This window comes from Salegentibacter holothuriorum (genome assembly GCF_900168045.1).
In the GTDB taxonomy this organism is placed as follows: Bacteria; Bacteroidota; Bacteroidia; order Flavobacteriales; family Flavobacteriaceae; genus Salegentibacter; species Salegentibacter holothuriorum.
The window spans coordinates 122,981-148,978 of the sequence record NZ_FUYY01000006.1; the positions used below are offsets into that span (position 1 = coordinate 122,981).

The window sequence follows — 25,998 nt, forward strand, 5'->3', positions numbered from 1 at the left end:
GAACTTGTTTCAGGATCTAACATATTAGAAGCTGAAACAAGTTCAGCTTGACGAAAACAGAAAAAATCAAACAGCCTCTTTTTATTCTATAAACTGATAAATTTATCAGGCTTTATCTTTTAAATCCTGTACTTGTTTTTCAACCTCAGCTTTTGTACCGGTAAAGGTTTTCTGCTGAACTTTGGTTTCACCTTTTCTCGTGGTGGTAATTCTCACTTTTGCAATGGTTTTATTTCCTTCGGAAGTCATATTTACCTGAATTTCTTCTGAAATGTCTTCAGCATTTATGCCTTCTTCCATTTCTATAGAAGCTCCTTCGTTAGGAATATCGCCTTCGGTATGGCCTCCAAGAATTGGGGCGATTACTAAACCAATTAAACAGGTTAATTTTATTAGAATATTCATCGAAGGTCCTGAAGTATCTTTAAAAGGATCACCAACCGTATCTCCGGTAACTGCGGCTTTATGGGCCTCAGAACCTTTGTAAGTCATTTCGCCATTAATCATAACACCTGCTTCAAAAGATTTTTTAGCATTATCCCAGGCGCCACCGGCATTATTCTGAAAAATAGCCCAAAGCACACCGCTTACGGTAACACCGGCCATATAACCTCCAAGCATTTCAGCAATCAATACATTCTCATACCCAAAAATCATTGGGATCAAAGCGATCGCTATAGGAAAACCAATGGTTAAAACTCCTGGTAACAACATCTCTTTTAAAGCCGCTTCGGTAGAAATCGCCACACATTTATCATATTCAGGTTTTGCAGTTCCCTCCATAATTCCGGGAATACTTTTAAACTGTCGTCTAACTTCTTCTACCATTTTCATCGCTGCTTTCCCAACTGATTTCATTGCTAAAGCCGAAAATACAACGGGCACCATTCCACCAATAAACAACATAGCTAAAACAGGTGCTTTAAAAATATTGATCCCATCTATTCCGGTAAAGGTTACATAAGCCGCAAAAAGCGCAAGTGAAGTTAGCGCTGCCGAAGCGATCGCAAAACCTTTTCCTGTAGCCGCAGTTGTATTTCCTACCGAATCCAGGATATCTGTACGTTCTCTAACTTCAGCGGGAAGTTCACTCATTTCTGCAATTCCACCTGCATTATCTGCAATAGGGCCAAAGGCATCAATAGCTAACTGCATTGCGGTAGTAGCCATCATTGCCGAAGCCGCCAGAGCAACACCGTAAAATCCGGCAAAAGCATAAGAAGCCCAAATTGCGAACGCAAATAATAAAACTGAAAGGAATGTTGAAATCATTCCGGTAGCCAAACCGGCGATAATATTTGTTCCTGCTCCTGTACTTGAGTTTTGTACGATAGAAAGCACCGGTTTTTTCCCAAGCCCGGTATAATACTCGGTTACTGCTGAAATTACACCTCCAACAACAATCCCTACTAAACAAGCATAAAACACCCTAATTGATGCGATATCCATATATTCAAACCCTTCAGCGCCGCCAACAAAAAAGCCCATAGTTAGGGTTTCTTTAGGAAGCATCCAGGTTACCAGAAAATAACTGGCAACCGCAACAAGTGCAATAGCCGTCCAGTTTCCAATATTTAATGCTTTTTGAACCTCAGCTTCTTTAGCTGAATTACTGCTAATTTTCACTAATAGTGTCCCGATTATAGAAATGATAATTCCTGCACCGGCAATAGCCATAGGTAGTAAAATAGGACCAATTCCACCAAATCCCGAATCGACGATATTTCCGCCCATATCTTCAATTATATAGTTTCCTAAAACCATAGCTGCAAGAACGGTGGCTACATAACTTCCAAAGAGATCGGCACCCATTCCGGCTACATCCCCAACGTTATCACCCACGTTATCGGCAATAGTTGCAGGGTTTCTAGGATCATCTTCCGGGATTCCAGCTTCAACTTTTCCTACTAAATCGGCACCAACATCGGCAGCTTTAGTGTAGATCCCGCCACCCACACGGGCAAACAGGGCTATAGATTCGGCACCCAGAGAAAAACCGGCAAGGGTTTCCAGGACAACCGTCATTTGTGTAGTATTTGTCCATTCCCCACCCATAAAATAATGAAAGAAAAGGATGAAAAAACCTGTAAGCCCCAATACGGCAAGACCGGCAACGCCAAGTCCCATCACGGTGCCACCTCCAAAAGAAACTTTTAATGCCTGTGGTAAACTTGTTCTGGCTGCCTGAGTGGTCCTTACATTAGTTTTTGTGGCAATTTTCATTCCCATATTCCCGGCTAGTGCAGAGAAAAATGCTCCAAAAATAAAAGCAACAATAATTAGGTAATGCGTAGTTGGAACCACATAAGCAATAGCCGCCAGGGCAATACTTGCTCCAACTACAAAAAAGCTAAGTAATTTATATTCTGCATTTAAAAAGGCGAGCGCCCCTTCGTAGATGTGTGAAGAAATATCTTTCATCTTGCCGTCCCCGGCGTCCTGTTTAAGTACCCAGGAACGTTTGGCCCACATAAAAACGAGGCCAACGACTGCAAGTATTGCAGGCATATAAATCATCATTGATTCCATATTAATTGTTAAGTTTTAGTTAATATGGCTAATGTAGTAAATCACTGATAATTAAAAAAGCAATAACTTTTTAAGGTTATTGCTTTAAAAAATATATTATGTGAGTGAAACTATGGCTGTATTCCAAACTGCCCTTTATCACCATCAAAATTCTCAAAACGTTCTACACATTCTTTTATAATTCTTCTGGCTTCTGAGACATCTCCCCAACCACCAACATCTACTTTTTTCTTTTCAAGATCTTTATAGACTTTAAAGAAGTGTTCAATTTCTTTAACCATGTGGCCATTTAGTTCGTTCAAATCATTCAACCTGTTCCAAATTGGATCTGATACCGGCACACAAATAATCTTTTCATCCGGTCCTTTTTCATCGGCCATATGAAAAACACCAATTGGCTTAACTTCCATCACAATACCCGGAAAAGTTGGTTCACTTACCAATACCAAAACGTCTAATGGATCACTATCCTGCGCCAGGGTATTAGGAATAAACCCATAATCTGCTGGGTACATCATTGAAGAAAAGATCATCCTGTCGTAACGGACTTTCTTCAATTTAAAATCGTACTCATATTTGTTTCTACTCCCCTTCGGGATCTCTATTAATACATCAAAACTATCTGACATTTTCTTTCTGTTTTCTCATTTAAAGGCGGCAAATATAGTGAAAATGCCTATTAAATCCGTGTATTTAGAAATGAAAACCAAAGGAAGCGGTTACGGCAAAAGACCGCGACTCTGGAATATCAAAATAGTTCCCTCTAAAATGGGCTTCAATACTTAGAAATTTAAGAATATTACCTACACCTACGCTATATTCATAATAAGGGCCTTTAGCGGGTGCACGCAATGGTATTCCAGATGCATTTAAAGCCTTATTTTCTTCAGAAATTTTACCCCAAACCGCTCTGGCGCCTACCAATTCCCGTAAATTTAATTCTCGTAAAAGCGGAATTCGGGCAAATAACCTGCCGTTGAAATTATGATCAAAATGCGCTGAAACATAAGTATCGGTTACAAATTCATAGAAATTAAGCACCGGAAATGAATTATACATCGCAAAATAAGTTTGGTTTCCAGGCACCACGTTTAACAGTCCCAGCGGAACTTCCCCAAAGGTTTTTCCTGCTTCCAAACTGGCATTTGCCCTCCCAAATCCACCTATTCTAAGTGGCTGATCGTAAAAAAACTGCACTTTCTTATAATTAAAATCGCTATTTAATACGTTTTTTAAACCCAATGTGTAATTAAGAAAAAAAGTAGGGAATTCCTCTTCGTTCACTGCATTTCGTTCAACCCCAAAACCAGAAGTTTGCCTGCCGGGAGTATACGTGAAAATGGTAGAAATTTCGGTTTGTTTTATGGTTGAAGCAGTTTCAGTTTGAGCTTCATAAGTATAATAATCTAAACTAAATACCGGCGAGGCCGAACTAAGTTCGCGATAAGAAGCACCAAACCGAACATTAAAATTATACCAGGGCTCAATTTCAAGATTAACGGTAGTTAAATCTATATTACTTAGTTTAGTATTATCACCCACGCTTACAAGCCCGGAAGATGCCAAACTACGTCCCAAAACATCGGTAGTATTATTGGTTAAACTAGCCCCCAGTTGTTCTATATCACGTCTTTTTCCGCCAGAAATAATTAGGCGTGACTTTGAATCTAAAAGCCATTTTCCCGAAATTCCATACTTAAATTTTTCATCTGTGAAACCATAAGCTAAATAACCTTCTATTCGCCAGGGATCGTGCTGCCCAAAATAAGTTCTACCACCCACACGGGTTCTAAAGCCTTCTATCTGATTATAGTCAAATAAAGAATAAACAGGACCAAAATCCCAGCCGTTAAATTCTACATAACCAGATTCTGCAATGGTGGCGATATCGTAAATTCTATTGAAGGCGGGGACATTGGTTAAGCTATCCAGCATCACATAAATATCTTCTTCTTCCTTATTCAGCTCTTCCAAACGGTTTTCTTTCCAAAATTCTTTATCCCGTTTATAAACCTTTTCGTTGAATTTATAAGCTCGCTTATCGTAAAAATCTTCTGCTTTCTTTATGTTGAATTGATATTCATCAAAAACCCGGGTGCGTTTTGCGTAAACTCCTTTTGAACTTTCTTTTTTGGTTAATGAGAAATTAGCCTGGAAATAATCTTTGGAAATCAGGAAAACCGAATCGTTTAGTACTTCAAATTCCTGTTCTATATACAGTTCTTTTACCCAGTTTATATTAGCATCGCGGGAAGCTTCAAGATTAATTTTCTTTACCGCCCAGGTAGTATCGTTTACCCAAAAATCTCCTTTAAAGGTAAGCTCGTTTTCACGACGTGGATAATAAATTATATTGTAACACCATTTATCTTCTATATAAGCACTATCACTCAATACATAATTGTAATTGTTGATACCTGTTGTAGAAAGCGGACTTACAAAGCTCTTATCAAAAACCTTGATATAATTGTTGTAGACATTATATTCATCATACACATCTTTTACCGCAGCAATTAGATTCTGATTTTGCTCAAATCCGGAATTCTTATTTCCTAGAAGATCTTCGCGTTCTTCATTTTCAATATTATCGCCATAAACCTTAGAAACCGATTCGTTAATAAAAACCGGCAGAATGGTTTTTCCCGAAATTCTATTGGTATCAGCATAGTCAAAAATGAATTCCATACCATTAAAAACCGGGTTTTTCACTACAGAGCTATCAATCCCGTCTAAATCGAATTCCAGCTTTTCGTATTTTTTATACTGATATTGTTTAAAAGCAGAAACTCCATTATCACGTTTATTTTCCCATATTTTCTTTAAAATACCTATAGCGGGATTATTCTTTTTAGAAGTTTTCCCCCTAACAATTTTAACCTCACCTAGACTGGAAGCCTCTTCCTGTAATTCAATTTCAAGAGATAGATTGAATTTTTGCTGAAGCGGGATTATTTCAGTTTTATAACCGATAAAAGAAATTTTGAGTTCGGTATGATTGTTTTCACTTTGTAGATAGAACTTCCCGTTTTCACCGGAAGTTGTCCCTTCCGAAGAATTATTAAAGATCACATTTACAAAAGGAAGCGCTTCGCCGTTTTGGTCTTTAACCACGCCGCCAACTTTGGTTTGCGATATCACCATAGTACAGCAAAACAATAACAATAGGAAAAGATAAGCTGCTTTCGTCATCATCATTCTTCAGGGCAAAAAAAAACTTCATCGAATCAGCATCCGATGAAGTTTCAAATTTATAAGGATTTTCTATCTAATTGTAAGTTTGTTCCAATAATGGCATTACTCACAGACTTATAATTAACTGACTGTTTATTACTAATTTTCGCGTCCAGCATCATGCTGGCCTAGTCAATATACATAACCTGCTTCACTGCTTTAATAACATCGTCGCTGTTTGGCAACCATTCTTTTAGCAATACAGGAGAATAAGGTGCCGGAGTATCGGCAGTGTTTATTTTTACAATTGGCGCATCTAAATAATCAAAAGCTTTAGCTTGTACCTGGTAAGTAATTTCAGTAGAAATATTTCCAAAAGGCCATGCTTCTTCTAAAATTACTAAACGATTGGTTTTCTTAACCGATTCGATAATGGCTTCATGATCCATTGGGCGAATTGTTCTAAGATCTATAATCTCACAAGAAATATCGTCTTCAGCTAATTTATCAGCTGCCTTGTAAGCTTCTTTTATAATTTTTCCGAAGGAAACAATTGTTACATCGCTACCTTCCCTTTTAATATCGGCTTTCCCAATTTCAATTACATATTCCTCTTCAGGAACTTCACCTTTATCACCATACATTTGCTCACTTTCCATAAAGATCACAGGATCGTCATCTCTAATCGCTGCTTTAAGCAAACCTTTAGCATCGTAAGGATTAGAAGGAACAATAACTTTTAAACCCGGGCAGTTTGCGAACCAGCTTTCAAAAGCCTGGGAGTGCGTTGCACCTAACTGACCTGCTGAAGCGGTTGGCCCTCTAAAAACGATAGGAATATTAAATTGCCCACCACTCATTTGGCGCATTTTGGCCGCATTGTTTATTATCTGGTCAATTCCAACTAAAGAGAAGTTAAAGGTCATAAATTCAATGATTGGCCTGTTACCATTCATTGCTGAACCCACACCAATTCCAGAAAAACCAAGTTCTGCAATTGGAGTATCTATTACACGATCAGGGCCAAATTCGTCCAACATACCTTTAGAGGCTTTGTAAGCACCATTATATTCTGCTACTTCTTCGCCCATTAAATAAATAGACTCGTCTTTTCGCATCTCTTCGCTCATCGCTTGCTGAACGGCTTCCCTAAATTGAATTGTCTTCATTATATGCTATACTATTTATATGTATCTTTTCTAAAGAACAAAAATAGTAATTCAATAAAGTTTTCCCCACTAATAATCCACAAAAATTTACAAGTGAACCAAGACAGTATCCCAAAGAGCTATTATAGCTAATAAATAATTAGTTTTTAAAACTATTCCCGCTATTAAATCCGCATTTTTACAATTTATTTAAGGAATCAATAATATTCAATAAACAAAAATCCTGAATTTTATTATGCACGCATAGCATTTTCTGGATTAAATTATGTAACTTCGTGAACGAAATCGTTATAAATTTTAAAAACTCGCTATAATGAAAATATTAGTATGTATTAGTCATGTTCCTGATACTACCTCAAAAATTAATTTTACCGACGGCGATTCGAAATTCGATACCAACGGAGTGAATTTTGTAATTAATCCGAATGATGAATTTGGACTTACCCGCGCTATGTGGTTCAAAGAAAAACAAGGTGCCAGTGTAGATGTAGTAAATGTTGGTGGTGCCGAAACTGAACCAACCTTAAGAAAAGCATTGGCTATTGGAGCCGACAACGCAATAAGAGTAAATACGCCTGCAACCGATGGTTTCCAGGTAGCAAAACAATTAGCAAAAGTTGCTAAAAAAGGGGAATACGACCTTATAATCGCCGGCCGTGAATCTATAGATTACAACGGCGGGATGGTACCGGGAATGCTTGCCGCAATTCTGGATGCTAATTTTATTAATACTTGTATAAGTATAGAGGTTGAAGGCGACAAAGCTACAGCCATTAGAGAAATAGACGGTGGTAAAGAAACCCTAACGGCTTCCTTACCCTTAGTAATTGGAGGACAAAAAGGTTTGGTTGAAGAAAGCGATCTTAAAATTCCAAATATGAGAGGAATTATGCAAGCTCGTAAAAAGCCTTTGAATGTAGTTGAGCCAGATGAGGCTCCTACTCAAACCGAAGCTGTGAAGTTTGAAAAACCAGCTCCAAAAGGAGATGTAAAACTGGTTGATCCAGAAAATCTTGATGAATTGATAGATCTACTTCATAACGAAGCCAAAGCGATATAAATTATAAAAGAGACCTCACAGGTGTTGAAAACCCGTAAGGTCTGGAATGAATAAAAAATAGATTTCCGCCTTTACTGAAATAAATTCAGCACAAGCTGTGGAAATGACAAAAAAAAAATAAATATGTCAGTTTTAGTATATACAGAAACCGAAGATGGCAAGTTTAAAAAAGCTGCTTTTGAAGTTGCTTCTTATGCAAAAGAAGTAGCAGGCGGCGATGAAGTAGTTGCAGTAAGTTTTAACGCTACTGATGCTTCTGAACTTGCAAAATATGGTGTTAGCAAAGTGCTGAACATCCAAAACGATAAATTAAGCAAATTTAATGCTGAAGCTTATGCAGATGCCTTGAAACAAGCTGCACAAAAAGAAGGAAGTAAAATTGTAGTGGTAAGCCAAAGCGCCAACAGCAAATATCTAGCTCCACTTTTAGCTGTGCATTTAAACGCCGGTTACGCTTCTAATGTAATGGCTGCGCCAGAAAGTACCGATCCGTTTACAGTAAAACGAAGTGCTTTTACCAATAAAGCTTTCAATTTCACAAAAATTACCACCGATGTAAAAATAGTGGGATTATCTCAAAATGCATTCGGTTTAAAAGAAAATGAAGGTGATGCAAGCGTTGAAGATTTTTCTCCTGAATTAAAAGATGGAGATTTCTCTGTAAATGTAGAATCTGTAGACAAAGCAAAAGACAAAGTAACTATCGCCGACGCGGAAGTTGTTGTTTCTGGAGGTCGCGGACTTAAAGGTCCGGAAAACTGGGGAATGATAGAAGAAATGGCCGATATTCTTGGAGCTGCAACCGCTTGTTCTAAACCAGTTAGTGATATGGGATGGAGACCGCACAGCGAACACGTTGGACAAACAGGAAAACCTGTGGCTTCTAACCTTTATATCGCTGTAGGAATTTCGGGAGCTATTCAACACCTTGCAGGAATCAATGCTGCCAAGACTAAAGTGGTGATTAATAACGACCCCGAAGCACCTTTCTTTAAGGCCGCAGATTACGGTGTAGTTGGTGATGCTTTTGAAATCGTACCCAAGCTAAACGAAAAACTAAAGGAATTTAAGGCGAAAAACGCATAATTTTTATAACTTGCACCCCATAAAAGGGCTGTCTAAAATACGGTTAAAGTCCTAATTTAGACAGCCCTTTTTAATTGATGATATATGAGTTTAGTGCGCCTTAATATAAAAGGAATATCTTATAGTCAAACCCAAAACGGAGCCTACGCTTTAATTTTAAGCGAGGTAGATGGAGAACGCAAACTTCCCATAGTTATTGGAGCTTTTGAAGCGCAATCTATTGCCATTGCCTTAGAAAAAGAGATCAAACCTCCACGCCCGTTAACCCACGACCTATTTAAAAATTTCGCCGACAGATTTGAAATTACAGTTAAGCAAGTAATAATTCATAAATTGGTAGATGGTGTCTTTTATTCCAGTCTAATTTGCGAACGCGATAAGATTGAGGAAATTGTAGATGCCCGTACTAGTGATGCTATTGCCCTTGCTTTAAGATTTGACGCTCCTATTTTCACCTACAAGAATATTCTTGATAAGGCGGGGATTTTCCTAAAAGGGGACGAAGGTGTGCAAGCTCCTTCAGAAAAGCAAGAAGAAGAAATAATTTCAGAGGAATTACTTCCTGATGATATTGACATGAAATCTGACGATACCAATTACAAAAAATTGTCTTTGGAAGAACTAAAAACCTTGCTTTCCCAGGCCGTTAACAATGAAGATTACGAGAAAGCAGCACGCATAAGGGACGAAATTTCCAAACGCAAATAATGCCCCTATTTATGAATAAAACCTGGTTTTGCCTGATTTTAGTTCTTTTAAGTGTTACCAACACTTTTTCTCAAAATATTTCAAAAACCTGGACTTTAGACGAAGGACAGGGAAATCAGGAAACTTTTGCCCAAGGACATACCTTAGATTTAAATGAAGGTTTATTTAGTATTATTAAAGCTAAAGACACTCTGGCTGAAGGAGATTATATCTTACAGAACAAACTCCTTATTTTATTCTATAATAAACCTCAAGACAGTATTGTAAACTACAGGATTTCTGCACTTACAGATTCCAGTATGACTGTAAAACAGGATAATCGTGAGTTTTATTTTAAAACAAAAGATTTTAACGAGCTAAAAGAGGTTGTTCCAGCTGTTGTAGCAAAAGAGATGATACCCAGCTCTGGGATATCCTTTAGCAGCATTTGGAGGGGAGCACTGGGAATGTTCACCTTATTACTTATCGCTTTTTTATTTAGCAGTAACCGTAAGGCTATTAATTGGAAAACTATTGGTATTGGTCTTGGAGCACAGTTATTACTCGCAATTGGCGTTTTAAAGATTAGCTTTATTCAAAAAATATTTGAGTTTGTAGGAAATATATTCGTATTAATTTTGGATTTCACGGCTGCAGGAAGCGAATTTCTACTTGGCGGAATGATGGATGTAGAAAGCTTTGGCTTTATTTTTCTTTTTCAGGTTTTGCCTACTATTATTTTCTTTTCAGCATTAACATCAGTTTTATTTTATCTTGGGGTAATTCAAATTATTGTAAAGGGAATGGCGATGATTTTAACCAGGTTACTGGGCATTTCAGGAGCCGAAAGTTTAAGTGTAGCAGGTAATATTTTTCTTGGTCAAACCGAAGCTCCACTTATGATTAAAGCCTATTTAGAACGAATGAACCGTTCTGAAATTTTACTGGTCATGATTGGTGGTATGGCTACAGTAGCCGGTGGTGTACTGGCGGCATATATTGGGTTTTTAGGGGGAGACGATCCCGAACTCAGGCTTCAGTTTGCAAAACACCTTCTGGCAGCATCAGTAATGGCTGCGCCGGGTGCGATTGTGGTTTCAAAAATCCTCTATCCGCAGCAGAATAAAATCAATACAAATGTAGATGTATCTTCAGATAAAATTGGCTCGAATATCCTTGACGCTATAGCAAATGGAACTACCGAAGGCTTAAAACTTGCCGCAAATGTAGCAGCCATGCTTCTGGTTTTTATCGCTTTTATCGCAATGATCAATTATATTTTAAATTGGACGGGATCATGGACAGGCATCAATGCTTTTCTAGCCGAAAACACACCATATTCAGGATTTTCCCTTGAAGCTATTTTAGGAACAATTTTCGCTCCCTTAATGTGGCTTATTGGTGTTGCAAAAGAAGACATGATGCTTATGGGACAACTGCTGGGCATTAAATTGGCAGCAAGTGAATTTGTAGGATACGTACAACTGGCCGATCTTAAAAATACAGCAAACGCTCTTAGCCTTAATTATGAAAAATCTGTAATTATGGCTACTTATATGCTTTGTGGCTTTGCAAATTTTGCATCTATAGGAATCCAAATTGGAGGAATTGGTTCCCTGGCTCCCGGCCAGAGAAAAACTTTATCAGAATTTGGAATGAAAGCTTTAATTGGCGGAACTATAGCTTCTTTGCTCTCTGCTACGCTTGCCGGGATGATTATTGGTTAAATTTTAAAAAATTCGTTAAGAATTATATTTGAACAGCTTTTGCTATTTTAGCAAAACTAATCTTCTGCACCTTAAACTTATGAGACAGTACCACGAACTATTACAACATATTTTAGATAATGGAACCGATAAAGGCGATAGAACCGGCACGGGAACCAGAAGTGTTTTTGGGCATCAATTACGCTTTGACCTTAGCGAAGGCTTCCCTATGGTCACCACCAAAAAACTACACTTAAAATCTATTATTTATGAATTGCTGTGGTTTTTAAAAGGTGACACTAACGTAAAGTATCTTCAGGAAAACGGAGTACGTATCTGGAACGAATGGGCCGACGAAAATGGTGATTTAGGCCCTGTGTACGGGAAGCAATGGCGTAACTGGAATAACGAAGATATAGACCAGATAAAAGAGATCATAGAAACACTTAAGAATAATCCAAATAGCCGCAGAATGTTGGTTTCGGCCTGGAATCCTTCGGTATTACCAGATTCTTCTAAATCCTTTTCAGAAAATGTAGCGAATGGAAAAGCGGCACTTCCGCCCTGTCACGCATTTTTTCAATTCTACGTAAGCCCAGCCCCCAATGTGGGAGAGAAACCAAAGTTATCCCTTCAGCTTTATCAAAGAAGTGCAGATGTTTTTCTTGGCGTGCCTTTCAATATCGCCTCTTATGCTTTATTAACTATGATGATGGCCCAGGTTTGTGGCTACGAAGCGGGAGATTTCATCCACACTTTTGGCGATGTTCATATTTATAACAACCATATGGAGCAGGTAAAACTCCAACTATCAAGAGAGCCAAGAGCGCTACCTAAAATGCAGATCAACCCTGAAATAAAAAATATTTTTGATTTCGACTATAAAGATTTTAAATTAGAAGACTATAATCCGTATCCGGGCATAAAAGCGAAGGTTGCGGTGTAATTCAAATAGTTTTAATTTAAAATTTTAAAAGTTTATGAAAAAGTTATTGCTTATCGCAAGTTTTTTAATTGGAGGATTTACAACCGCACAAGCCCAACAAACTTCACCGGTTTGGCCAGGCTGTGAAGACGTCGAAGACGTAAAAGCCTGTTTTAATCAAAAACTATCTCAACACGTAAGAGAGAATTACGAATATCCGCAAACAGAAGACGGTGATTATGTTCGCGGGAAAGTAAAAATTTCTTTTACAATTACTGAAGAAGGAAAAACTGTTGTAAATTCGGTTGAAGGTTCTAAGCCAAAGGTAAATGCAGCAGCTAAGGAAATGATACAGAAAATTCCAGATATGGAACCTGGAACCCTGGAAGGTGAACCAGACGATCGTAATTTTACGGTTCCCTTTAATTTCTAGAAAAATTTAACACCACTGGCTATGAAAAAATTAATGTTTTGCTTTTTTCTATTAATCGGCAGTTTCGCATTTGCCCAAAACGATGTAGAGGTAAAAGGAAATACGGTTACCGTAAAAGAAAAAGCACCAATATGGCCGGGATGTGAATCCAGTGAGGATCAAAAAAAATGTTTCAATCAACAATTAATGAAACATGTGAAGAACAATTATAAATATCCTCGTAATGCCGAGGGGGAATTTATAAGAGGAAAGGTGGTTGTTAAAATGCATATAGACGAAAATGGTAAAACGGTAGTAACCTCCGTAAAAGGAGATCAAAAACCGGTTATTGCCGCAGTAGAAAATATGCTAAAAAAAATGCCTGAAATGAAGCCGGGCACTCGTGGTGGCAAACCCACTAAAATAAGTTACACCCTACCGTTAAATCTATAGGAAGCAAGATATACTTTAACTTGCCGTTAACTACCTTAGGTTTCAGACCGAACGAAAAAATTGTAAATTTGAGTGGTACCCAAAAAAGTACCACTCTTTTTTATGCAATCACAAGAACAATTACTCGATTTTTTTAATGAAACCAGAGCCCATTCTGAACTTATTTGTTCCTTTTTGGAAACTGAAGATTATGTGGTGCAACCTATAGAAGATGTTTCTCCTCCAAAATGGCATCTTGGGCATACCACCTGGTTTTTTGAGGAATTTGTTTTAAAACCTAATGTAAAGAACTATCAACTTTTTGATGAGAATTCGGCTTACGTTTTTAATAGTTATTACGAAAGCGTAGGCGATAAAGTGATTAGAACCAATCGCGGTAATTTATCACGCCCAACCGTAGCCTGGGTTTACGAATATCGAAATTATGTTTCTAAAGCGATGCAGCAATTTCTGAAAGAGAAGAAAATTTCAGAAAAACTATGCGGTATTATAGAGATTGGGTGCCACCACGAAAAACAACACCAGGAACTTTTATTAACCGATATAAAATATATTCTGGGAAACAATCCTTTATTTCCTGAATACAACGATCAATTTAAAGAAAACCCTATCCAGGATTTTAAACAGGAATGGATTTCTATTTCTGAAGGCGTTTACGAAGTTGGCCATAAATCTGATGACTTTTGTTATGACAATGAGCAGGGCGTTCATAAGGTTTACCTCAATGATTATAAAATTTCGAATAAACTGGTTACCAATGCCGAGTTTATAGAATTTATGGAAGCAGGAGCTTATAAAGATGTATTACTGTGGCACGCTGAAGGCTGGGATTGGGTGAATTCTAATAATATAGAAACGCCATTTTACTGGCATAAAGTTGATGGAGAATGGCATCAATACACACTAAACGGATTTAAGAAACTAATTCCTGAAGCCCCGCTAAGTCACATTTCTTATTTTGAAGCTTTTGCCTTTGCACAGTGGAAAGGTTTAAGATTACCTACCGAATTTGAATGGGAAACAGCACAGCAATATTTTAAATGGGGAGATCGCTGGGAATGGACAGAAAGCGCTTATTCCCCCTACCCTAATTACAAAAAGCCTGAAGGTGCGCTTGGCGAATACAATGGCAAATTTATGGTGAATCAAAAAGTTCTTCGGGGAGCTTCAGTAGCCACTTCTCAAAACCATACCCGCCCCACCTATCGCAATTTTTTTCATCCGCATTTACGCTGGCAGTTCACAGGATTAAGACTGGTCAAATAACCAATATACTTACATGAAAACCACACCAACTACGTTTCAAACGGCTTTTGAGGAAGACGTTTATAAAGGCCTAACCAGCTTTCCTAAATATCTACTTTCCAAATATATTTATGATCAAAAAGGCGATAAACTTTTTCAGCAAATAATGGCCATGCCGGAATATTACCTCACCAATTGTGAGTTAAATATCCTAAAACACCATAAAGCAGCAATTGCCGAAATCATCAATACGAAAGGCGGATTTGACCTTATCGAATTGGGAGCCGGGGACGGTAAAAAAACCAAGATTCTTTTGCAACATTTGGTAGATAAAAAATATGATTTTAATTATTTACCTATAGATATTAGTCAGCACGTATTAGAAGAACTAGAAAATTCTTTAAAGAATGAAATACCCGAAGTAAATGTAAAAATTCAACAGGGCACTTATTTTAAAACCCTGGAGAACCTGGCTGGTTATAGCAATAGAAGAAAGGTGATTTTGTTTTTAGGCAGTAATATTGGAAACCTTTTACATGAAAATGCTATAGAATTTCTTAGGAATATTCAGCACGCCATGCATCAGGATGACAAGCTTTTTATGGGGTTTGACCAGAAAAAAGATCCTCAAAATATTTTAGATGCTTACAACGACAAGACTGGCATTACTGAAGCTTTCAATAAGAATTTACTGGCACGAATCAATAAGGAATTAGACGCAGATTTTAATCTGGATAATTTTAAACACTGGGAGGCTTATGATCCGGAAAGCGGAACTGCTAAAAGCTACTTAGTAAGCAAAGCACATCAAAAAGTAACAATCAAAAAGCTAGAGTTGGAAGTAAATTTTGATGCCTGGGAAAGCATACATACCGAAATTTCCCAGAAATACGATGATGCAGTAGTAGAATGGCTGGCCAAAGAAGCCGGTTTAGAAATTGAAACCAGCTTTCAAGATCAGGAAAACTGGTATAAAAATTATATTTTCAGGAAGAAAAATTAAATCCCGAATTCCTTAATTTCTTTTATCAGTAAATCCAGCTCTTTTTCGGTATTAAAATAATGGAAACTTACACGTACTCCCTCCCCTCTTTGGGATACAATAATCTGTTTGCTTCTTAAATGCTGGAATAACTTATCTCCTCCTTTAATGTTAAAGATCGAGGAATGTGCATTTCGTTTTACCACGCTTTCTTCCAGTAAATCCATTTTAGTGAATTCAGCTTTGGCTTTGGCGCTTAAAGATTCAATTCTTGAGGAAATCTCGGTTAATCCAATTTTATTGATCAGTTTTAGGGCCTCGGCTAAACTTCCGTAATTTAAAGTATCCTGATGCCCGGGTTCAAATTTGCCTATAAAATTACCTTCGTGGGCTTTGTATTTTCCCTGTAAGGAACCAAATCCTAAAGTTTTTGGGGCGATTTTACCCTGCACGCCATCTTTAAAAAGCATAAAAGCATTTCCATAACCGGCATTCAACCACTTATAAGTGCTGCAAATAAGTACGTCCAATCCGCTTTCTTCAAAATTATAAGCTTCTGTTCCGCAAAATTGGGTTCCATCGGCAAAAAATAAAGTTTCAGGATATTTTTGCTTTAGCTTTTTTATAAAATCAAGTTCTATTTTTATCCCATTAATATACTGCACAATACTAAAAGCAAAGAAATCGGGTTGTTGTTTTTCAAAAGCTTCAGTTATATTTTTTTCCAGGTTTTGGTCAATTTCAGCATAAGAAATCTGAAAATCCCTGGATTCTACTGCCCAGTTTAGTGATGGATAGTCGTTTTCCAGTAAAAGTGCTTTTTGAGGTTTTTTAAGCCCTTCCAATAGGGTATTAAATCCATACGAAAAATTGGGCACCAAAGCCACCTTTGAAGGCTCGCAGTTAAAAAATTCCCCCACCAATTCACGTGTTTCGGTTAAAGCATCGGCCTGTTTGTCTTTAAAAACACTTCCGCCAATAAGAAAATCCAAATCGTGATTTTGCCTAAACTCCCAAACCGATTCTGGCAATAAACCAGATGCTGCCGTATTTAAGTAAGTATATTGCTCCAATACTGGAAAGCCTTTTCTTAAATTCTCCATAATCCTGTGTAAATTGTTAACGAAAACTGTAAATTTGGAATAGACACTAAAGTACTTCTAATTATGTTTTCTAAAAAGAAAAACACTTCCAAACTCGATGCAGAGCAACGTGAGCTATACGAAAATGCTCGTAAACGTACCCTTCAGAAAAAAAGGCTATTCCAGCATTTTATTATTTTTTTAATAGGTGCTGTATTCTTCATTGTATTAAATGTAGTAATTGGTTATCAGGAACATTTTATGCCGCTTGGTTATAATTGGTTTGTTTGGGCGATTTTGATATGGGCCTTTATACTATTAGCGCATATATTTAATGTTTTTATCACGAATAAATTTTTAGGAAAAGAATGGCAGGATAAACAAATGACCAAACTGGTACAGAAACAAAAAGAGAAGATCGCTAAAATGCAAACCCAGGTAGAGAAAGATTTTCCTGCAAACTCACCCCATAAAGAAACTATTCCAGAACCGGAAAACAAGCCGGAATTAAAAGCAGAGAACGAACGATTTAAACCTAAATCTAAAGATTCAGAAGACCTGGATCAACCTTACAATACTTAGACATATGATTACAATGATTGCCGCAGCTGCGGAAAATAATGCTCTGGGAAAAGACCAGGATCTTGTTTGGCACCTACCAGACGACTTTAAGCGTTTTAAAAAACTTACTACCGGGCATCATATAATTATGGGCAGGAAAACCTTTGAAACTTTTCCAAAACCGCTGCCAAACCGTACCCACATCATACTTACTAAAAAAGACAATTATCTAAAAAAAGATGCTATAGTCACCTCTTCTTTAGAGAAAGCGCTGGAATTTGCCAAAAATGATGAACAGCCTTTTATTATTGGCGGAGGAGAAATTTATAAGTTAGGGATGGAGCTTGCCCAGAAGATAGAGCTTACCCGGGTGCATGGCACATTTGAAGCCGATACTTTTTTTCCGGAAATAGATGAGGAAATATGGGAATTGGTAGCTGAAGAATTTCATCCTAAAGATGATAAACACAACTACGCGTTTACGTATCTTACCTATGTTAGAAAATAACATTTTAAATAAAATAGCCGAAGAGCATAACCTTAAAAACGCGAAATTTAACCGACTTACCGGCGGTGATATCAATGATGTTTTCCTAATTACTGCAGGTGATAAAAAACAGGTGGTAAAAATAAATAATGCTGAAAAATTCCCCGGAATGTTTGCCGCTGAAAAAGCCGGGCTGGAAGCTCTTCACAAACCAAAAGTAATTGATGTTCCTAATGTTTTGGGAATGGGTGAAATCGAAAATACTTCATATTTACTTTTGGAATACAAGGAAAGTGCCGCGAAATCATCCACTTTCTGGAAAGATTTTGGTAAGCAAATGGCCGCTTTGCATAAAATCACCTCAGAAGAATTCGGTTTTCATCAGGATAATTATATTGGTAGTCTTCCACAGAAAAATAAGTCCACTAAATCAGCTGTAGATTTCTATATTTCTCAACGTCTGGAACCTCAGTTCAAGCTAGCAAAAGATACCGGTTATGATCTGGGTGTCACTAAATCATTCTTTAGAAATATTTCAGAAATAATTCCAGATGAAAAACCGGCTTTGATTCACGGTGATCTATGGGGCGGTAATTATTTGGTAAATGGAAATGGTGATCCCTGCCTTATAGATCCTGCCACAGCTTTTGCTCCACGTGAAATGGATCTTTCTATGATGCAACTTTTTGGCGGATTTGATAAGGAGTTATTCAAAATCTATGAAAAAGAATTTCCTTTAGAATCGGGGTTTGAAGAACGAATTCCGCTTTGGCAACTTTACTATTTATTGGTTCATCTTAACCTTTTTGGTGCTGGATACAAACCCCAGGTTACGAGTATTATTAAGCAATACAGGTAATTTCACAATTCTTAACAGGACACTTTATTCTTTTAGGAGTTTATTAGCGCAGATAGGCGTGGATACTCATTACATTCAAACTTCCAACTTAAACTAAAAACAAATGAGTACTGAAAATTTGAATAAAGACGAAGCTTTGGATAAAATGAAGTCTATGGTAAAAGACATTAAAACCTGTATGTTCGTTACAGACTTCGGCAACAAACCCTTAAGTGCCGTACCAATGACCACCAAAGAGATAGATAAAGAAGGAAATATCTGGTTTTTTAGCAGGTTAGATAGCGACCATAATGGAGATATCGCCAAAGATAACGATGTGCAACTTTTATATAGTGACACCTCAGATATGGAATTTATAAGTATTTACGGTAAAGCGAGCATAGAAACCAATGAAGGTGTTTTGAAGGAATTCTACCATAAAATGGATGATGCCTGGTTTGACGGAGTAGATGACCCTAATTTAACGGCTATAAAAGTAGTTCCTAAAGAAGCTTACTTTTGGGATAACAAACAAAACAAATTTGTGACCTTTCTAAAAATAGGAGCTGCAGCAATAACGGGTGATCAAAAAGATATTGGTGAAAAAGGAAAGCTAGACCTTTAAAATATTATGTTTTTCAATGAAAAGACCTCCTAGCAAGTCAATTGTTATGAGGTCTTTTTTATTATTTCTATTTTAGCCGAATCTAAATTGAAAAAATTATGAACGCATATATTTTTCCCGGCCAGGGAGCGCAGTTTTCAGGAATGGGTTTAGACCTTTTTGAACAATCTGCTAAGGCACAGGAACTTTTTAAGAAAGCCAATGCAATTTTAGGCTTTTCAATTACCGATATTATGTTTGAAGGATCTGCCGAAGATCTAAAACAAACCAAAGTTACTCAACCGGCGGTTTTTTTACATTCTGTTATTTTGAGTAAAGTTATGGGTGAAGATTTTAAACCAGATATGGTAGCAGGCCATTCACTAGGAGAATTTTCGGCACTTGTAGCCAATAACACGCTTTCTTTCGAAGATGGTTTGAAGCTGGTATATAAACGCGCTATGGCCATGCAACAGGCTTGCGAATTAGAGCCTTCTACTATGGCAGCAGTTTTAGGCCTGGAAGATGAAGTTGTTGAAGCCGTTTGCGCTGAAACAGAAGGAGTGGTAGTAGCAGCAAATTATAATTGCCCCGGTCAATTAGTGATATCGGGAGATGTAAAAGCTGTAGAGGCTGCTTGCGAAACTTTAAAGGAACGCGGTGCAAAACGAGCTATGATCCTGCCTGTTGGAGGTGCTTTTCATTCTCCTTTGATGGAACCAGCTAGAAAAGAGCTGGCTGCAGCGATAGAGAATACTACATTCAATATACCTACCTGTCCTATATACCAAAACGTAAGCACGTTTGCGGTAACCGATCCCGAAGAAATAAAGAAAAATCTTGTTTTTCAATTAACAGCACCGGTAAAATGGACACAAAGTGTTCAAAACATGATGGACGATGGTGCTACTAGCTTTACTGAAGTAGGCCCCGGAAAAGTTTTACAGGGTCTGGTAAAGAAAATAGACCGAAAAATGGAAACTGCTTCAGCTTCTATTTGAGGCTTAAAAAATTCTTAGAAATAAAGAAGGCTTTTAAAATTAATCGTCATCCTGAACTTGTTATAGGATCTAACATTTTAGAAGCTGAAACAAGTTCAGCTTGACGAAAGAAGTTTATTCCAACCTTTTCGCTTTCTATAGCCCGAAGAAATTCCTAAAAGGTAAACTACCTCGGGGCAAGCCCACGAGGCATTCATTGGAAACAAATTTTTAATTTCGAAGCAAGCGTCGGGGTATTACACCCTTTGGCGGTGCCAATAAAAAATCCTGAAGCTATAAACTTCAGGATTTTTTTTATGTGTTTACAGACAACTTCTCGACTCCGCTCGAAGTGACAAAGACAAAGAGGTTTACTTTTTATAGATCTTCCCTTCTTTCATCACAAATTTCACCTCTTTTAAAGTTTCTATATTTACAGTTGGATCTTCATCTACGGCAATGATATCGGCATAAAAACCTTCAGCGATCTGGCCGATTTGATTTTCCATTTTTAAAATCTTAGCCGCCGTTATTGTAGCACTTTGAATTGCTTCCATTGCCGGCATTCCGGCTTCAGTCATATACACAAACTCCCGAGCATTTTCTCCGTGTTTAAAAACTCCGGCATCGGTACCAAAAGCAATTCCTACACCTCTTTTATATGCACGCTCAAACATTCCCTGTATCTGCGGACCAATTTCCCTGGCTTTTGGTACTACGAGTGCCGGATAATAGTTCTCAATTTCAGCATTTTGAGTTACTTCTTTCCCGGCTGTAATTGTTGGTACCAAATAAGCATCATGCTCTTTCATCAAATCCATTGTTTCTTCGCTCATTTTCGTGCCGTGCTCAATAGTTTTTACACCGGCCCTTATTGCACGCTGCATTCCTTCGTCTCCGTGAGCGTGGGCCGCCACGTGAAAATCATAATCATTAGCTGTTTTTACAATGGCTCTTATTTCCTCTTCGGTAAACTGTGGATTGGAGCTACTTTTCGCTACACTCAAAACACCACCGGTAGCCGTAATCTTTATTAAATCGGCTCCATTTTTATAACGCTGGCGAACCGCTTTAGCAGCATCTTCAGGCCCGTTCACCACACCTTCTTTTGGCCCCGGGTCTCCAGTTAATTTTCTATTCATGCCGTTAGTGGGATCTGCATGTCCTCCGGTTGTAGCCAAAGATTTACCGGCAGTAAAAATTCTTGGGCCGTCAATTTCACCGCTATTTATCGCATCACGAAGGGCGATATTCACGCCGCTTCCACCTAATTCCCTAACAGTGGTAAAACCAGCCATTAAAGTTATTTTGGCAAAACCAACCGAACTAAAAGCAGCGTCTGCAGGATCATCTACAAATCGCTCCATATATTTCTGCGGATTGGTTTCGCTTTCCAGGTGAACGTGCATATCTGTTAATCCCGGTAGCACTGTTTTTGCGCGAAGATCAATTACTGAATCTTTATTACTCTCCGGATTTACAAATCCATCTTCAACACTTTTAATCCTTTCTTCGGAAACGATAATTGTTTTTTCAGTTAAGACCTTTCCAGATTTGGTATCTACCAACTTCCCGGCTTGTATATATAAATCCTGAGCCTGAAGCCCCGCAGTTAAGAAAATTCCGAAGCAAAAGATTAAAAGTTTTTTCATTCTTAAAGATTAAGTGTTTAAAAATTCTTTGATTGTTCCCGTAATATAATCAATTTGTTCATTATCCAGTTCGGTATGCATAGGAAGAGAAAGCACTTCCTGAACCAGTTTATTAGTTACCGGGAAATCGGCCTCATTATACCTGGAATCTACATAAGCTTTTTGCTGATGTAACGGGATTGGATAATAAATTCCAAAAGGGATCCCTTTTTCCTGCAAGTGTTTCGCTAAAGCGTCACGCTTCCCATTTTTAATTTTTAGCGTGTATTGATGGTAAACGTGCGTATCACAGTCTCCTATTCTGTGTGGAGTTTCTATATGAAGTTCATCCTGAAAAGCGGCGTTATAAAGGTTTGCAGCCTTTTTACGAGCCTCGTTGTATATGTCTAATTTTGGAAGTTTAGCGCGCAAAACAGCTGCCTGCAAACTATCTAAGCGAGAATTAACGCCCACCACGTCGTGATGATAACGCTCGTACATTCCGTGATTTACGATACCGCGAATAGTATGTGCTAATTGATCATCGTTGGTAAAGATGGCTCCTCCATCTCCATAACATCCTAAATTTTTAGACGGAAAAAACGAAGTTGCTCCAATATGACCAATAGCTCCTGTTTTAAGTGTTTTACCACTTTTAGAGTGATAATTTCCACCAATGGCTTGCGCATTATCTTCAATTACATATAGATTATGTTCTTCGGCAATTTGCATAATTGCATCCATATTTGCAGCCTGACCAAAAAGATGTACGGGAACAATAGCTTTAGTTTTAGGTGTAATTGCTTTTTTTATAGCATCAGGATCTATATTAAAACTGTCTGGCTCGACATCTACCAAAACCGGTGTAAGCTGAAGAAGCGCTATCACCTCAACAGTCGCAGCAAAAGTAAAATCGGCTGTAATCACTTCGTCTCCCGGCTTTAATCCAAGACCCATCATTGCTATTTGCAAGGCATCAGTTCCATTTGCACAGGGAATAACATTTTTTACCTGAAGATAATCCTCCAAATCTTTCTGAAATTGCTGAACTTCAGGACCGTTAATAAATGCTGTATTTTCTATCACCTCCTTAAAGGCAGTATTTACCTGATCTTTTATTCCTTCATATTGACCCTTAAGATCAACCATTTGTATCTTTCTCATCTGTTAATAAATTTAATCCCATAGAAGGAATCTGTCACAGGTACATAAACATTCCCCCTGTTAATTGCTATTTTCTGTGTCCAGCATTATGCTGATTTCAATTTTTTTTTGAGTGCTACGAAAATACGAAATAAGCTCCCTATTGCCAATCAATTTTAATTAAAGGCCTATTTTCGCAATAGAAATCACTTATTTTGAGAGCACTGTATAACTTAACGACAAAAATTGCCGAGAGAGCACTCCCTTTGGCCGGTAGATTTAATGAAAAACTCAAATTATTTACGGAAGGCCGTAAGTCGGTTTTTAGTGTATTGGAAGCTAAAATTAATACTAAAGAAGAATATCTTTGGTTCCATGCTGCTTCCCTGGGCGAGTTTGAGCAGGCTTTACCTATTATTGAGGAAATAAAAAAAGAATATCCAAAATATAAGATCCTGATTACCTTCTTTTCTCCTTCGGGATATGAAAACAAGAAAAATCATCCGCTAGCAGATGTAATCACTTATCTTCCGCTAGACACCAGGAAGAACGCAAAGCGTTTTCTAGACCTTGTAAGACCAAAAATTGCCTTTTTTATTAAATATGAAATCTGGCCAAATTTTATGGCAGAACTCAAAAAACGAAAAATTAAAAGTTTATTGATATCGGGGGCTTTTAGGGAAAATCAGATCTATTTTAAGCCTTATGGCGGCTTTATGCGAAAAGCATTGCAAACATTCGATCACTTCTTTGTTCAGAATGAAACGTCAATCGCACTTCTTAAAAATATTGGCCTTAACAACACTACACTAAGTGGTGACACGCGATTTGATCGTGTATCCAGACAAATTCAGTATGATAACAAACTGGAGTTTGCTGAAGATTTTATTGATGAACAAACCTGTTTAGTAGCCGGAAGTACCTGGCCTGAAGATGAAGAACTTCTTATTCCCTTTATAAATGAAACTTCGGAAAAGATAAAGGTAATAATTGCTCCACATGAAATAAATGAAGAAAAAATAAACACATTAGAGAAAAAGCTGAAAAAGAAATCTATTCGTTATTCCAACAGGAAGAATAAGGAATTAGAAGGTTATGATATATTAATATTAGATACTATTGGTCTTTTAGGGAAGATATACAGCTATGCCAATATTGCCTATGTAGGTGGTGCCGCCGGGACTACGGGGCTTCATAACATTCTGGAACCTGCTACTTTTGGGATTCCGGTTATAATAGGAGAAAATTATAAAAAATTCCCTGAAGCTGTAAAGCTTCGGCAATTGGCCGGATTATATGTAGTAGCCGATTCCAATGATTTTTCTAATATCACCAGTAAACTAATTACAGACGGCAGCTTTAGAGAAAAAACAGGAATGATTGCCGGTCACTTTATTAATAGCAATACCGGCGCCACCCGTAGTGTTATGAACTACTTAAGAAGCCTTCCTGATTTTGCTAAAGTTTCCTAAAAAATAAATAAGCTCAAAGTTTATATTGTAATTTCGATCATCTAATCAATAAATTAGAAATATGAAACGAGTATTTATTACAGGAGTATTTTTGTTAGGTATCATAAGCTTAACCTCTTGCCGGGAAACCCCAGAAGAAAAAACCGTGGTAAAGGAAGTTGAAGTTCAAAAAGAAGTACCGGAGGTTGAAGAAGAGGAACAAAAAGGGATTTTAGAACGCGCCGGCGAAAAAGTAGATAAAAAAGTAAATAAAGAGATTAACGAAGAAATAGATAAAATTGACGATAATTAATTTTCATAGCTAAAACACTCCTAAAGCAGCAGAATTATTTATTTTTTAAGAAAATTTTAATGCTATTTGTATTAAAATACACTTTTACATCTGTAATTTTGTTTTAGAAAACTAGAAACAACCAAATTATGAAAAGATCAATTTTAATGCTCGCTATGTTTTTTACCATTAGTACAGCTTTTACTTCTTGCCGTGAAGTCAATGAAGAAGACGATGAGATGGAAATGGAACACGAGATGGAAGGCGAAATGAACGAAATGGATAATGATATGGACAATGTTGAAGAAGACATTGAAGACGCCGCTAACGATGCCGGAGACGCTGTAGAAAATGCAGCAAATGAGACCGGTGAAGCAGTTGAAGATGCTGCAAACGAAGTAGAAGAGGAAATTGAAGGAGACGACGATTATTAATCCCTTTTTTGATCACTAAATTTAGAACTATGAAAAAGTTAATTTTAATGCTAGCCCTTACCTTTAGTACTGCAGCGATTTTCACTTCTTGTAGAGAAGAAAAATCTGGTGTTGAACAAGCAGCCGATGATATAGAAGATGCTGCAGATGATGTAGGAGATGAAATAGAAGATGCTACTGATGATATGTAGAATCTAAATTCTTAACTAACCAAAGAAAAAATCCTTTTTGATTAAGTTCAAAAAGGATTTTTTTATTTAGGCTTGTTTTTTGAACGTTCTAAGTTCTCGTTTAAGATCTTCCATAGACTGTTTTAATTCCCTAAAAAGACCACTCTCTGAAGGGTTATCCAGGTTAAAAGTAAGCTTAGAATTAACCTGCCAAATCTCCTGTATTTCATTTATATTCACTTCAATAGGAAGATATTCTTCATTCAAAGAGATTAATAAAACCTTGGAAGAATCTGGTAGTTTCTGTAGTTTTTTTACCAACACCGAATCTTGCAAAACCACTACGTAAATTTTATTATTACTGGCCTGATCAAGATCTGGAACGGCTTTGGCCAAAACCCACTCGTTTGGATAATAATTTGGCAGCATACTATCTCCTTCAATTTGGAAACCGCGATAAGTGGCATTTCTAAATTCAGGTAGTGGAATATCAAAAGCCGGTAACTGCTGGTACCATTCTACATCCTGTACATTGTGCGGATAACCGGCAGCAGCCTTTTGATTTACCATCAGCATATTTTCATTATCTGAAGAATCTACGGTCACCACCTTTGGGCTAACATCGCCTTTACTAAGTTGTAAAAACTTTTGCCCGCTTTGTCCAAAAAGCCACAATGGATTCACCCCAAACTGTCCAAGAAGTTCGGCTACTACTTTTCCGGAAAGCTTGGTACGACCACGCTCAATATCTGCCGTAGAATTTTTAATACCTAGAAGATCGGCGAATTCAGATTGGGTGAAGTTATTCTCTTCTCTAATCTCTTTAAAATGCTTTATTTCAATAGATGCTGGCTGCCCCATAATTTCTAATATTTAGGAATTTATCCAATAATAGTCAAA

At 37.5% G+C, this 25,998-nt stretch carries 26 protein-coding genes; 18 read left to right on the forward strand and 8 right to left on the reverse strand.

The window, feature by feature from the left end; genetic code table 11:
• Positions 1-105: 105 nt before the first annotated feature.
• The 4 genes from B5X51_RS13220 to B5X51_RS13235 all read right to left on the reverse strand — a co-directional run bounded on the left by B5X51_RS13220 (position 106) and on the right by B5X51_RS13235 (position 6,869).
• Positions 106-2,529: a sodium-translocating pyrophosphatase gene (locus tag B5X51_RS13220; RefSeq protein WP_079721668.1), complete on the reverse strand. Its 2,424-nt coding sequence runs from the start codon at positions 2,527-2,529 to the stop codon at positions 106-108.
• Positions 2,530-2,639: 110 nt separating this feature from the next.
• The gene (locus B5X51_RS13225) at positions 2,640-3,158 is read right to left on the reverse strand and encodes an inorganic diphosphatase (RefSeq protein ID WP_079721669.1); all 519 of its coding nucleotides are present in this window, start codon (positions 3,156-3,158) and stop codon (positions 2,640-2,642) included.
• A 64-nt stretch (positions 3,159-3,222) separates the two neighbouring features.
• A complete protein-coding gene (locus B5X51_RS13230; protein ID WP_079721670.1) occupies positions 3,223-5,721 on the reverse strand; it encodes a DUF5686 and carboxypeptidase-like regulatory domain-containing protein in 2,499 nt (832 codons plus the stop codon).
• A gap of 167 nt (positions 5,722-5,888) precedes the next feature.
• Positions 5,889-6,869 carry a pyruvate dehydrogenase complex E1 component subunit beta gene (locus B5X51_RS13235; protein ID WP_079721671.1) on the reverse strand — a complete coding sequence of 327 codons (981 nt, stop codon included), beginning with the start codon at positions 6,867-6,869 and terminating at the stop codon, positions 5,889-5,891.
• A gap of 313 nt (positions 6,870-7,182) precedes the next feature.
• Between B5X51_RS13235 and B5X51_RS13240 the strand changes: the two genes are divergently transcribed.
• From B5X51_RS13240 to egtD, 9 genes are all read left to right on the forward strand, one after another.
• On the forward strand, positions 7,183-7,929 hold the full coding sequence (locus tag B5X51_RS13240; protein ID WP_079721672.1) for an electron transfer flavoprotein subunit beta/FixA family protein: 747 nt from the start codon (positions 7,183-7,185) through the stop codon (positions 7,927-7,929).
• A 123-nt stretch (positions 7,930-8,052) separates the two neighbouring features.
• Positions 8,053-9,015, forward strand: coding sequence for an electron transfer flavoprotein subunit alpha/FixB family protein (locus B5X51_RS13245; protein WP_079721673.1), 963 nt, complete (start codon positions 8,053-8,055; stop codon positions 9,013-9,015).
• 84 nt (positions 9,016-9,099) lie between these two features.
• Entirely contained in the window at positions 9,100-9,723 is a 624-nt protein-coding gene (locus tag B5X51_RS13250; protein WP_079721674.1) for a bifunctional nuclease family protein, read from the forward strand.
• 11 nt (positions 9,724-9,734) lie between these two features.
• Positions 9,735-11,429, forward strand: a complete 1,695-nt coding sequence (locus B5X51_RS13255; protein WP_079721711.1) for a NupC/NupG family nucleoside CNT transporter — start codon at positions 9,735-9,737, stop codon at positions 11,427-11,429.
• Between the two features lie 79 nt (positions 11,430-11,508).
• The gene (locus B5X51_RS13260) at positions 11,509-12,354 is read left to right on the forward strand and encodes a thymidylate synthase (protein WP_079721675.1); all 846 of its coding nucleotides are present in this window, start codon (positions 11,509-11,511) and stop codon (positions 12,352-12,354) included.
• Positions 12,355-12,388: 34 nt separating this feature from the next.
• On the forward strand, positions 12,389-12,766 hold the full coding sequence (locus tag B5X51_RS13265; protein WP_079721676.1) for an energy transducer TonB: 378 nt from the start codon (positions 12,389-12,391) through the stop codon (positions 12,764-12,766).
• A gap of 21 nt (positions 12,767-12,787) precedes the next feature.
• The gene (locus tag B5X51_RS13270; protein ID WP_245828753.1) at positions 12,788-13,198 is read left to right on the forward strand and encodes an energy transducer TonB; all 411 of its coding nucleotides are present in this window, start codon (positions 12,788-12,790) and stop codon (positions 13,196-13,198) included.
• A 102-nt stretch (positions 13,199-13,300) separates the two neighbouring features.
• Entirely contained in the window at positions 13,301-14,464 is a 1,164-nt protein-coding gene (egtB, locus tag B5X51_RS13275) for an ergothioneine biosynthesis protein EgtB (protein ID WP_079721678.1), read from the forward strand.
• A gap of 13 nt (positions 14,465-14,477) precedes the next feature.
• On the forward strand, positions 14,478-15,446 hold the full coding sequence (egtD, locus tag B5X51_RS13280) for an L-histidine N(alpha)-methyltransferase (protein ID WP_079721679.1): 969 nt from the start codon (positions 14,478-14,480) through the stop codon (positions 15,444-15,446).
• Here the strand turns inward: egtD and B5X51_RS13285 are convergent.
• On the reverse strand, positions 15,443-16,528 hold the full coding sequence (locus B5X51_RS13285) for an aminotransferase class V-fold PLP-dependent enzyme (protein ID WP_079721680.1): 1,086 nt from the start codon (positions 16,526-16,528) through the stop codon (positions 15,443-15,445). The genes egtD and B5X51_RS13285 overlap by 4 nt on opposite strands.
• Before the next feature lie 63 nt (positions 16,529-16,591).
• Here B5X51_RS13285 and B5X51_RS13290 point away from each other — a divergent pair, with 63 nt between their 5' ends.
• The 5 genes from B5X51_RS13290 to fabD all read left to right on the forward strand — a co-directional run bounded on the left by B5X51_RS13290 (position 16,592) and on the right by fabD (position 19,998).
• Positions 16,592-17,089, forward strand: coding sequence for a 2TM domain-containing protein (locus B5X51_RS13290; protein WP_079721681.1), 498 nt, complete (start codon positions 16,592-16,594; stop codon positions 17,087-17,089).
• A gap of 4 nt (positions 17,090-17,093) precedes the next feature.
• Positions 17,094-17,576, forward strand: a complete 483-nt coding sequence (locus tag B5X51_RS13295; protein WP_079721682.1) for a dihydrofolate reductase — start codon at positions 17,094-17,096, stop codon at positions 17,574-17,576.
• Positions 17,527-18,414 (forward strand): fructosamine kinase family protein, encoded by an 888-nt coding sequence (locus B5X51_RS13300; protein WP_245828754.1) that lies wholly within the window; start codon positions 17,527-17,529, stop codon positions 18,412-18,414. Before B5X51_RS13295 ends, B5X51_RS13300 begins: the two co-directional genes overlap by 50 nt.
• 103 nt (positions 18,415-18,517) lie before the next feature.
• Positions 18,518-19,018, forward strand: coding sequence for a pyridoxamine 5'-phosphate oxidase family protein (locus tag B5X51_RS13305; RefSeq protein WP_079721684.1), 501 nt, complete (start codon positions 18,518-18,520; stop codon positions 19,016-19,018).
• 98 nt (positions 19,019-19,116) lie between these two features.
• Positions 19,117-19,998 (forward strand): ACP S-malonyltransferase, encoded by an 882-nt coding sequence (gene fabD, locus B5X51_RS13310; RefSeq protein WP_079721685.1) that lies wholly within the window; start codon positions 19,117-19,119, stop codon positions 19,996-19,998.
• A 350-nt stretch (positions 19,999-20,348) separates the two neighbouring features.
• Here the strand turns inward: fabD and B5X51_RS13315 are convergent, their stop codons facing one another.
• Complete coding sequence (locus B5X51_RS13315) at positions 20,349-21,629, reverse strand: metal-dependent hydrolase family protein (RefSeq protein WP_079721686.1); 1,281 nt, start codon at positions 21,627-21,629, stop codon at positions 20,349-20,351.
• 9 nt (positions 21,630-21,638) lie between these two features.
• Positions 21,639-22,772 carry a DegT/DnrJ/EryC1/StrS family aminotransferase gene (locus tag B5X51_RS13320; protein ID WP_176132763.1) on the reverse strand — a complete coding sequence of 378 codons (1,134 nt, stop codon included), beginning with the start codon at positions 22,770-22,772 and terminating at the stop codon, positions 21,639-21,641.
• Positions 22,773-22,966: 194 nt separating this feature from the next.
• On the opposite strand from B5X51_RS13320, the gene B5X51_RS13325 reads away from it, so the two are divergent.
• The 4 genes from B5X51_RS13325 to B5X51_RS15970 all read left to right on the forward strand — a co-directional run bounded on the left by B5X51_RS13325 (position 22,967) and on the right by B5X51_RS15970 (position 25,119).
• Positions 22,967-24,223, forward strand: a complete 1,257-nt coding sequence (locus B5X51_RS13325) for a 3-deoxy-D-manno-octulosonic acid transferase (RefSeq protein WP_079721687.1) — start codon at positions 22,967-22,969, stop codon at positions 24,221-24,223.
• A 61-nt stretch (positions 24,224-24,284) separates the two neighbouring features.
• Positions 24,285-24,515, forward strand: a complete 231-nt coding sequence (locus B5X51_RS13330; RefSeq protein WP_079721688.1) for a hypothetical protein — start codon at positions 24,285-24,287, stop codon at positions 24,513-24,515.
• Positions 24,516-24,643: 128 nt separating this feature from the next.
• Positions 24,644-24,928, forward strand: a complete 285-nt coding sequence (locus tag B5X51_RS13335) for a hypothetical protein (RefSeq protein WP_079721689.1) — start codon at positions 24,644-24,646, stop codon at positions 24,926-24,928.
• A gap of 29 nt (positions 24,929-24,957) precedes the next feature.
• A complete protein-coding gene (locus B5X51_RS15970; RefSeq protein ID WP_176132764.1) occupies positions 24,958-25,119 on the forward strand; it encodes a hypothetical protein in 162 nt (53 codons plus the stop codon).
• 66 nt (positions 25,120-25,185) lie between these two features.
• On the opposite strand, the gene B5X51_RS13340 is transcribed toward B5X51_RS15970, so the two are convergent.
• Complete coding sequence (locus B5X51_RS13340) at positions 25,186-25,959, reverse strand: XRE family transcriptional regulator (RefSeq protein WP_079721690.1); 774 nt, start codon at positions 25,957-25,959, stop codon at positions 25,186-25,188.
• Positions 25,960-25,998 lie beyond the last annotated feature (39 nt).

Excerpts from the sequence above, each read along its gene's own strand:
- B5X51_RS13225 (WP_079721669.1), bottom strand. The coding sequence starts at position 3,158 with ATGTCAGATAGTTTTGATGTATTAATAGAGATCCCGAAGGGGAGTAGA.
- egtD (WP_079721679.1), top strand. The coding sequence starts at position 14,478 with ATGAAAACCACACCAACTACGTTTCAAACGGCTTTTGAGGAAGACGTT.
- B5X51_RS13305 (WP_079721684.1), top strand. The coding sequence starts at position 18,518 with ATGAGTACTGAAAATTTGAATAAAGACGAAGCTTTGGATAAAATGAAG.
- B5X51_RS13220 (WP_079721668.1), bottom strand. The coding sequence starts at position 2,529 with ATGGAATCAATGATGATTTATATGCCTGCAATACTTGCAGTCGTTGGC.
- B5X51_RS13240 (WP_079721672.1), top strand. The coding sequence starts at position 7,183 with ATGAAAATATTAGTATGTATTAGTCATGTTCCTGATACTACCTCAAAA.
- B5X51_RS13290 (WP_079721681.1), top strand. The coding sequence starts at position 16,592 with ATGTTTTCTAAAAAGAAAAACACTTCCAAACTCGATGCAGAGCAACGT.
- B5X51_RS13250 (WP_079721674.1), top strand. The coding sequence starts at position 9,100 with ATGAGTTTAGTGCGCCTTAATATAAAAGGAATATCTTATAGTCAAACC.
- B5X51_RS13265 (WP_079721676.1), top strand. The coding sequence starts at position 12,389 with ATGAAAAAGTTATTGCTTATCGCAAGTTTTTTAATTGGAGGATTTACA.
- B5X51_RS13315 (WP_079721686.1), bottom strand. The coding sequence starts at position 21,629 with ATGAAAAAACTTTTAATCTTTTGCTTCGGAATTTTCTTAACTGCGGGG.
- B5X51_RS13235 (WP_079721671.1), bottom strand. The coding sequence starts at position 6,869 with ATGAAGACAATTCAATTTAGGGAAGCCGTTCAGCAAGCGATGAGCGAA.
- B5X51_RS13335 (WP_079721689.1), top strand. The coding sequence starts at position 24,644 with ATGAAAAGATCAATTTTAATGCTCGCTATGTTTTTTACCATTAGTACA.
- B5X51_RS13270 (WP_245828753.1), top strand. The coding sequence starts at position 12,788 with ATGAAAAAATTAATGTTTTGCTTTTTTCTATTAATCGGCAGTTTCGCA.
- B5X51_RS13295 (WP_079721682.1), top strand. The coding sequence starts at position 17,094 with ATGATTACAATGATTGCCGCAGCTGCGGAAAATAATGCTCTGGGAAAA.
- B5X51_RS13255 (WP_079721711.1), top strand. The coding sequence starts at position 9,735 with ATGAATAAAACCTGGTTTTGCCTGATTTTAGTTCTTTTAAGTGTTACC.
- B5X51_RS13260 (WP_079721675.1), top strand. The coding sequence starts at position 11,509 with ATGAGACAGTACCACGAACTATTACAACATATTTTAGATAATGGAACC.
- fabD (WP_079721685.1), top strand. The coding sequence starts at position 19,117 with ATGAACGCATATATTTTTCCCGGCCAGGGAGCGCAGTTTTCAGGAATG.
- B5X51_RS13230 (WP_079721670.1), bottom strand. The coding sequence starts at position 5,721 with ATGATGACGAAAGCAGCTTATCTTTTCCTATTGTTATTGTTTTGCTGT.
- B5X51_RS13245 (WP_079721673.1), top strand. The coding sequence starts at position 8,053 with ATGTCAGTTTTAGTATATACAGAAACCGAAGATGGCAAGTTTAAAAAA.
- B5X51_RS13320 (WP_176132763.1), bottom strand. The coding sequence starts at position 22,772 with ATGAGAAAGATACAAATGGTTGATCTTAAGGGTCAATATGAAGGAATA.
- B5X51_RS13300 (WP_245828754.1), top strand. The coding sequence starts at position 17,527 with ATGATAAACACAACTACGCGTTTACGTATCTTACCTATGTTAGAAAAT.
- B5X51_RS13285 (WP_079721680.1), bottom strand. The coding sequence starts at position 16,528 with ATGGAGAATTTAAGAAAAGGCTTTCCAGTATTGGAGCAATATACTTAC.
- B5X51_RS15970 (WP_176132764.1), top strand. The coding sequence starts at position 24,958 with ATGAAAAAGTTAATTTTAATGCTAGCCCTTACCTTTAGTACTGCAGCG.
- egtB (WP_079721678.1), top strand. The coding sequence starts at position 13,301 with ATGCAATCACAAGAACAATTACTCGATTTTTTTAATGAAACCAGAGCC.
- B5X51_RS13330 (WP_079721688.1), top strand. The coding sequence starts at position 24,285 with ATGAAACGAGTATTTATTACAGGAGTATTTTTGTTAGGTATCATAAGC.
- B5X51_RS13340 (WP_079721690.1), bottom strand. The coding sequence starts at position 25,959 with ATGGGGCAGCCAGCATCTATTGAAATAAAGCATTTTAAAGAGATTAGA.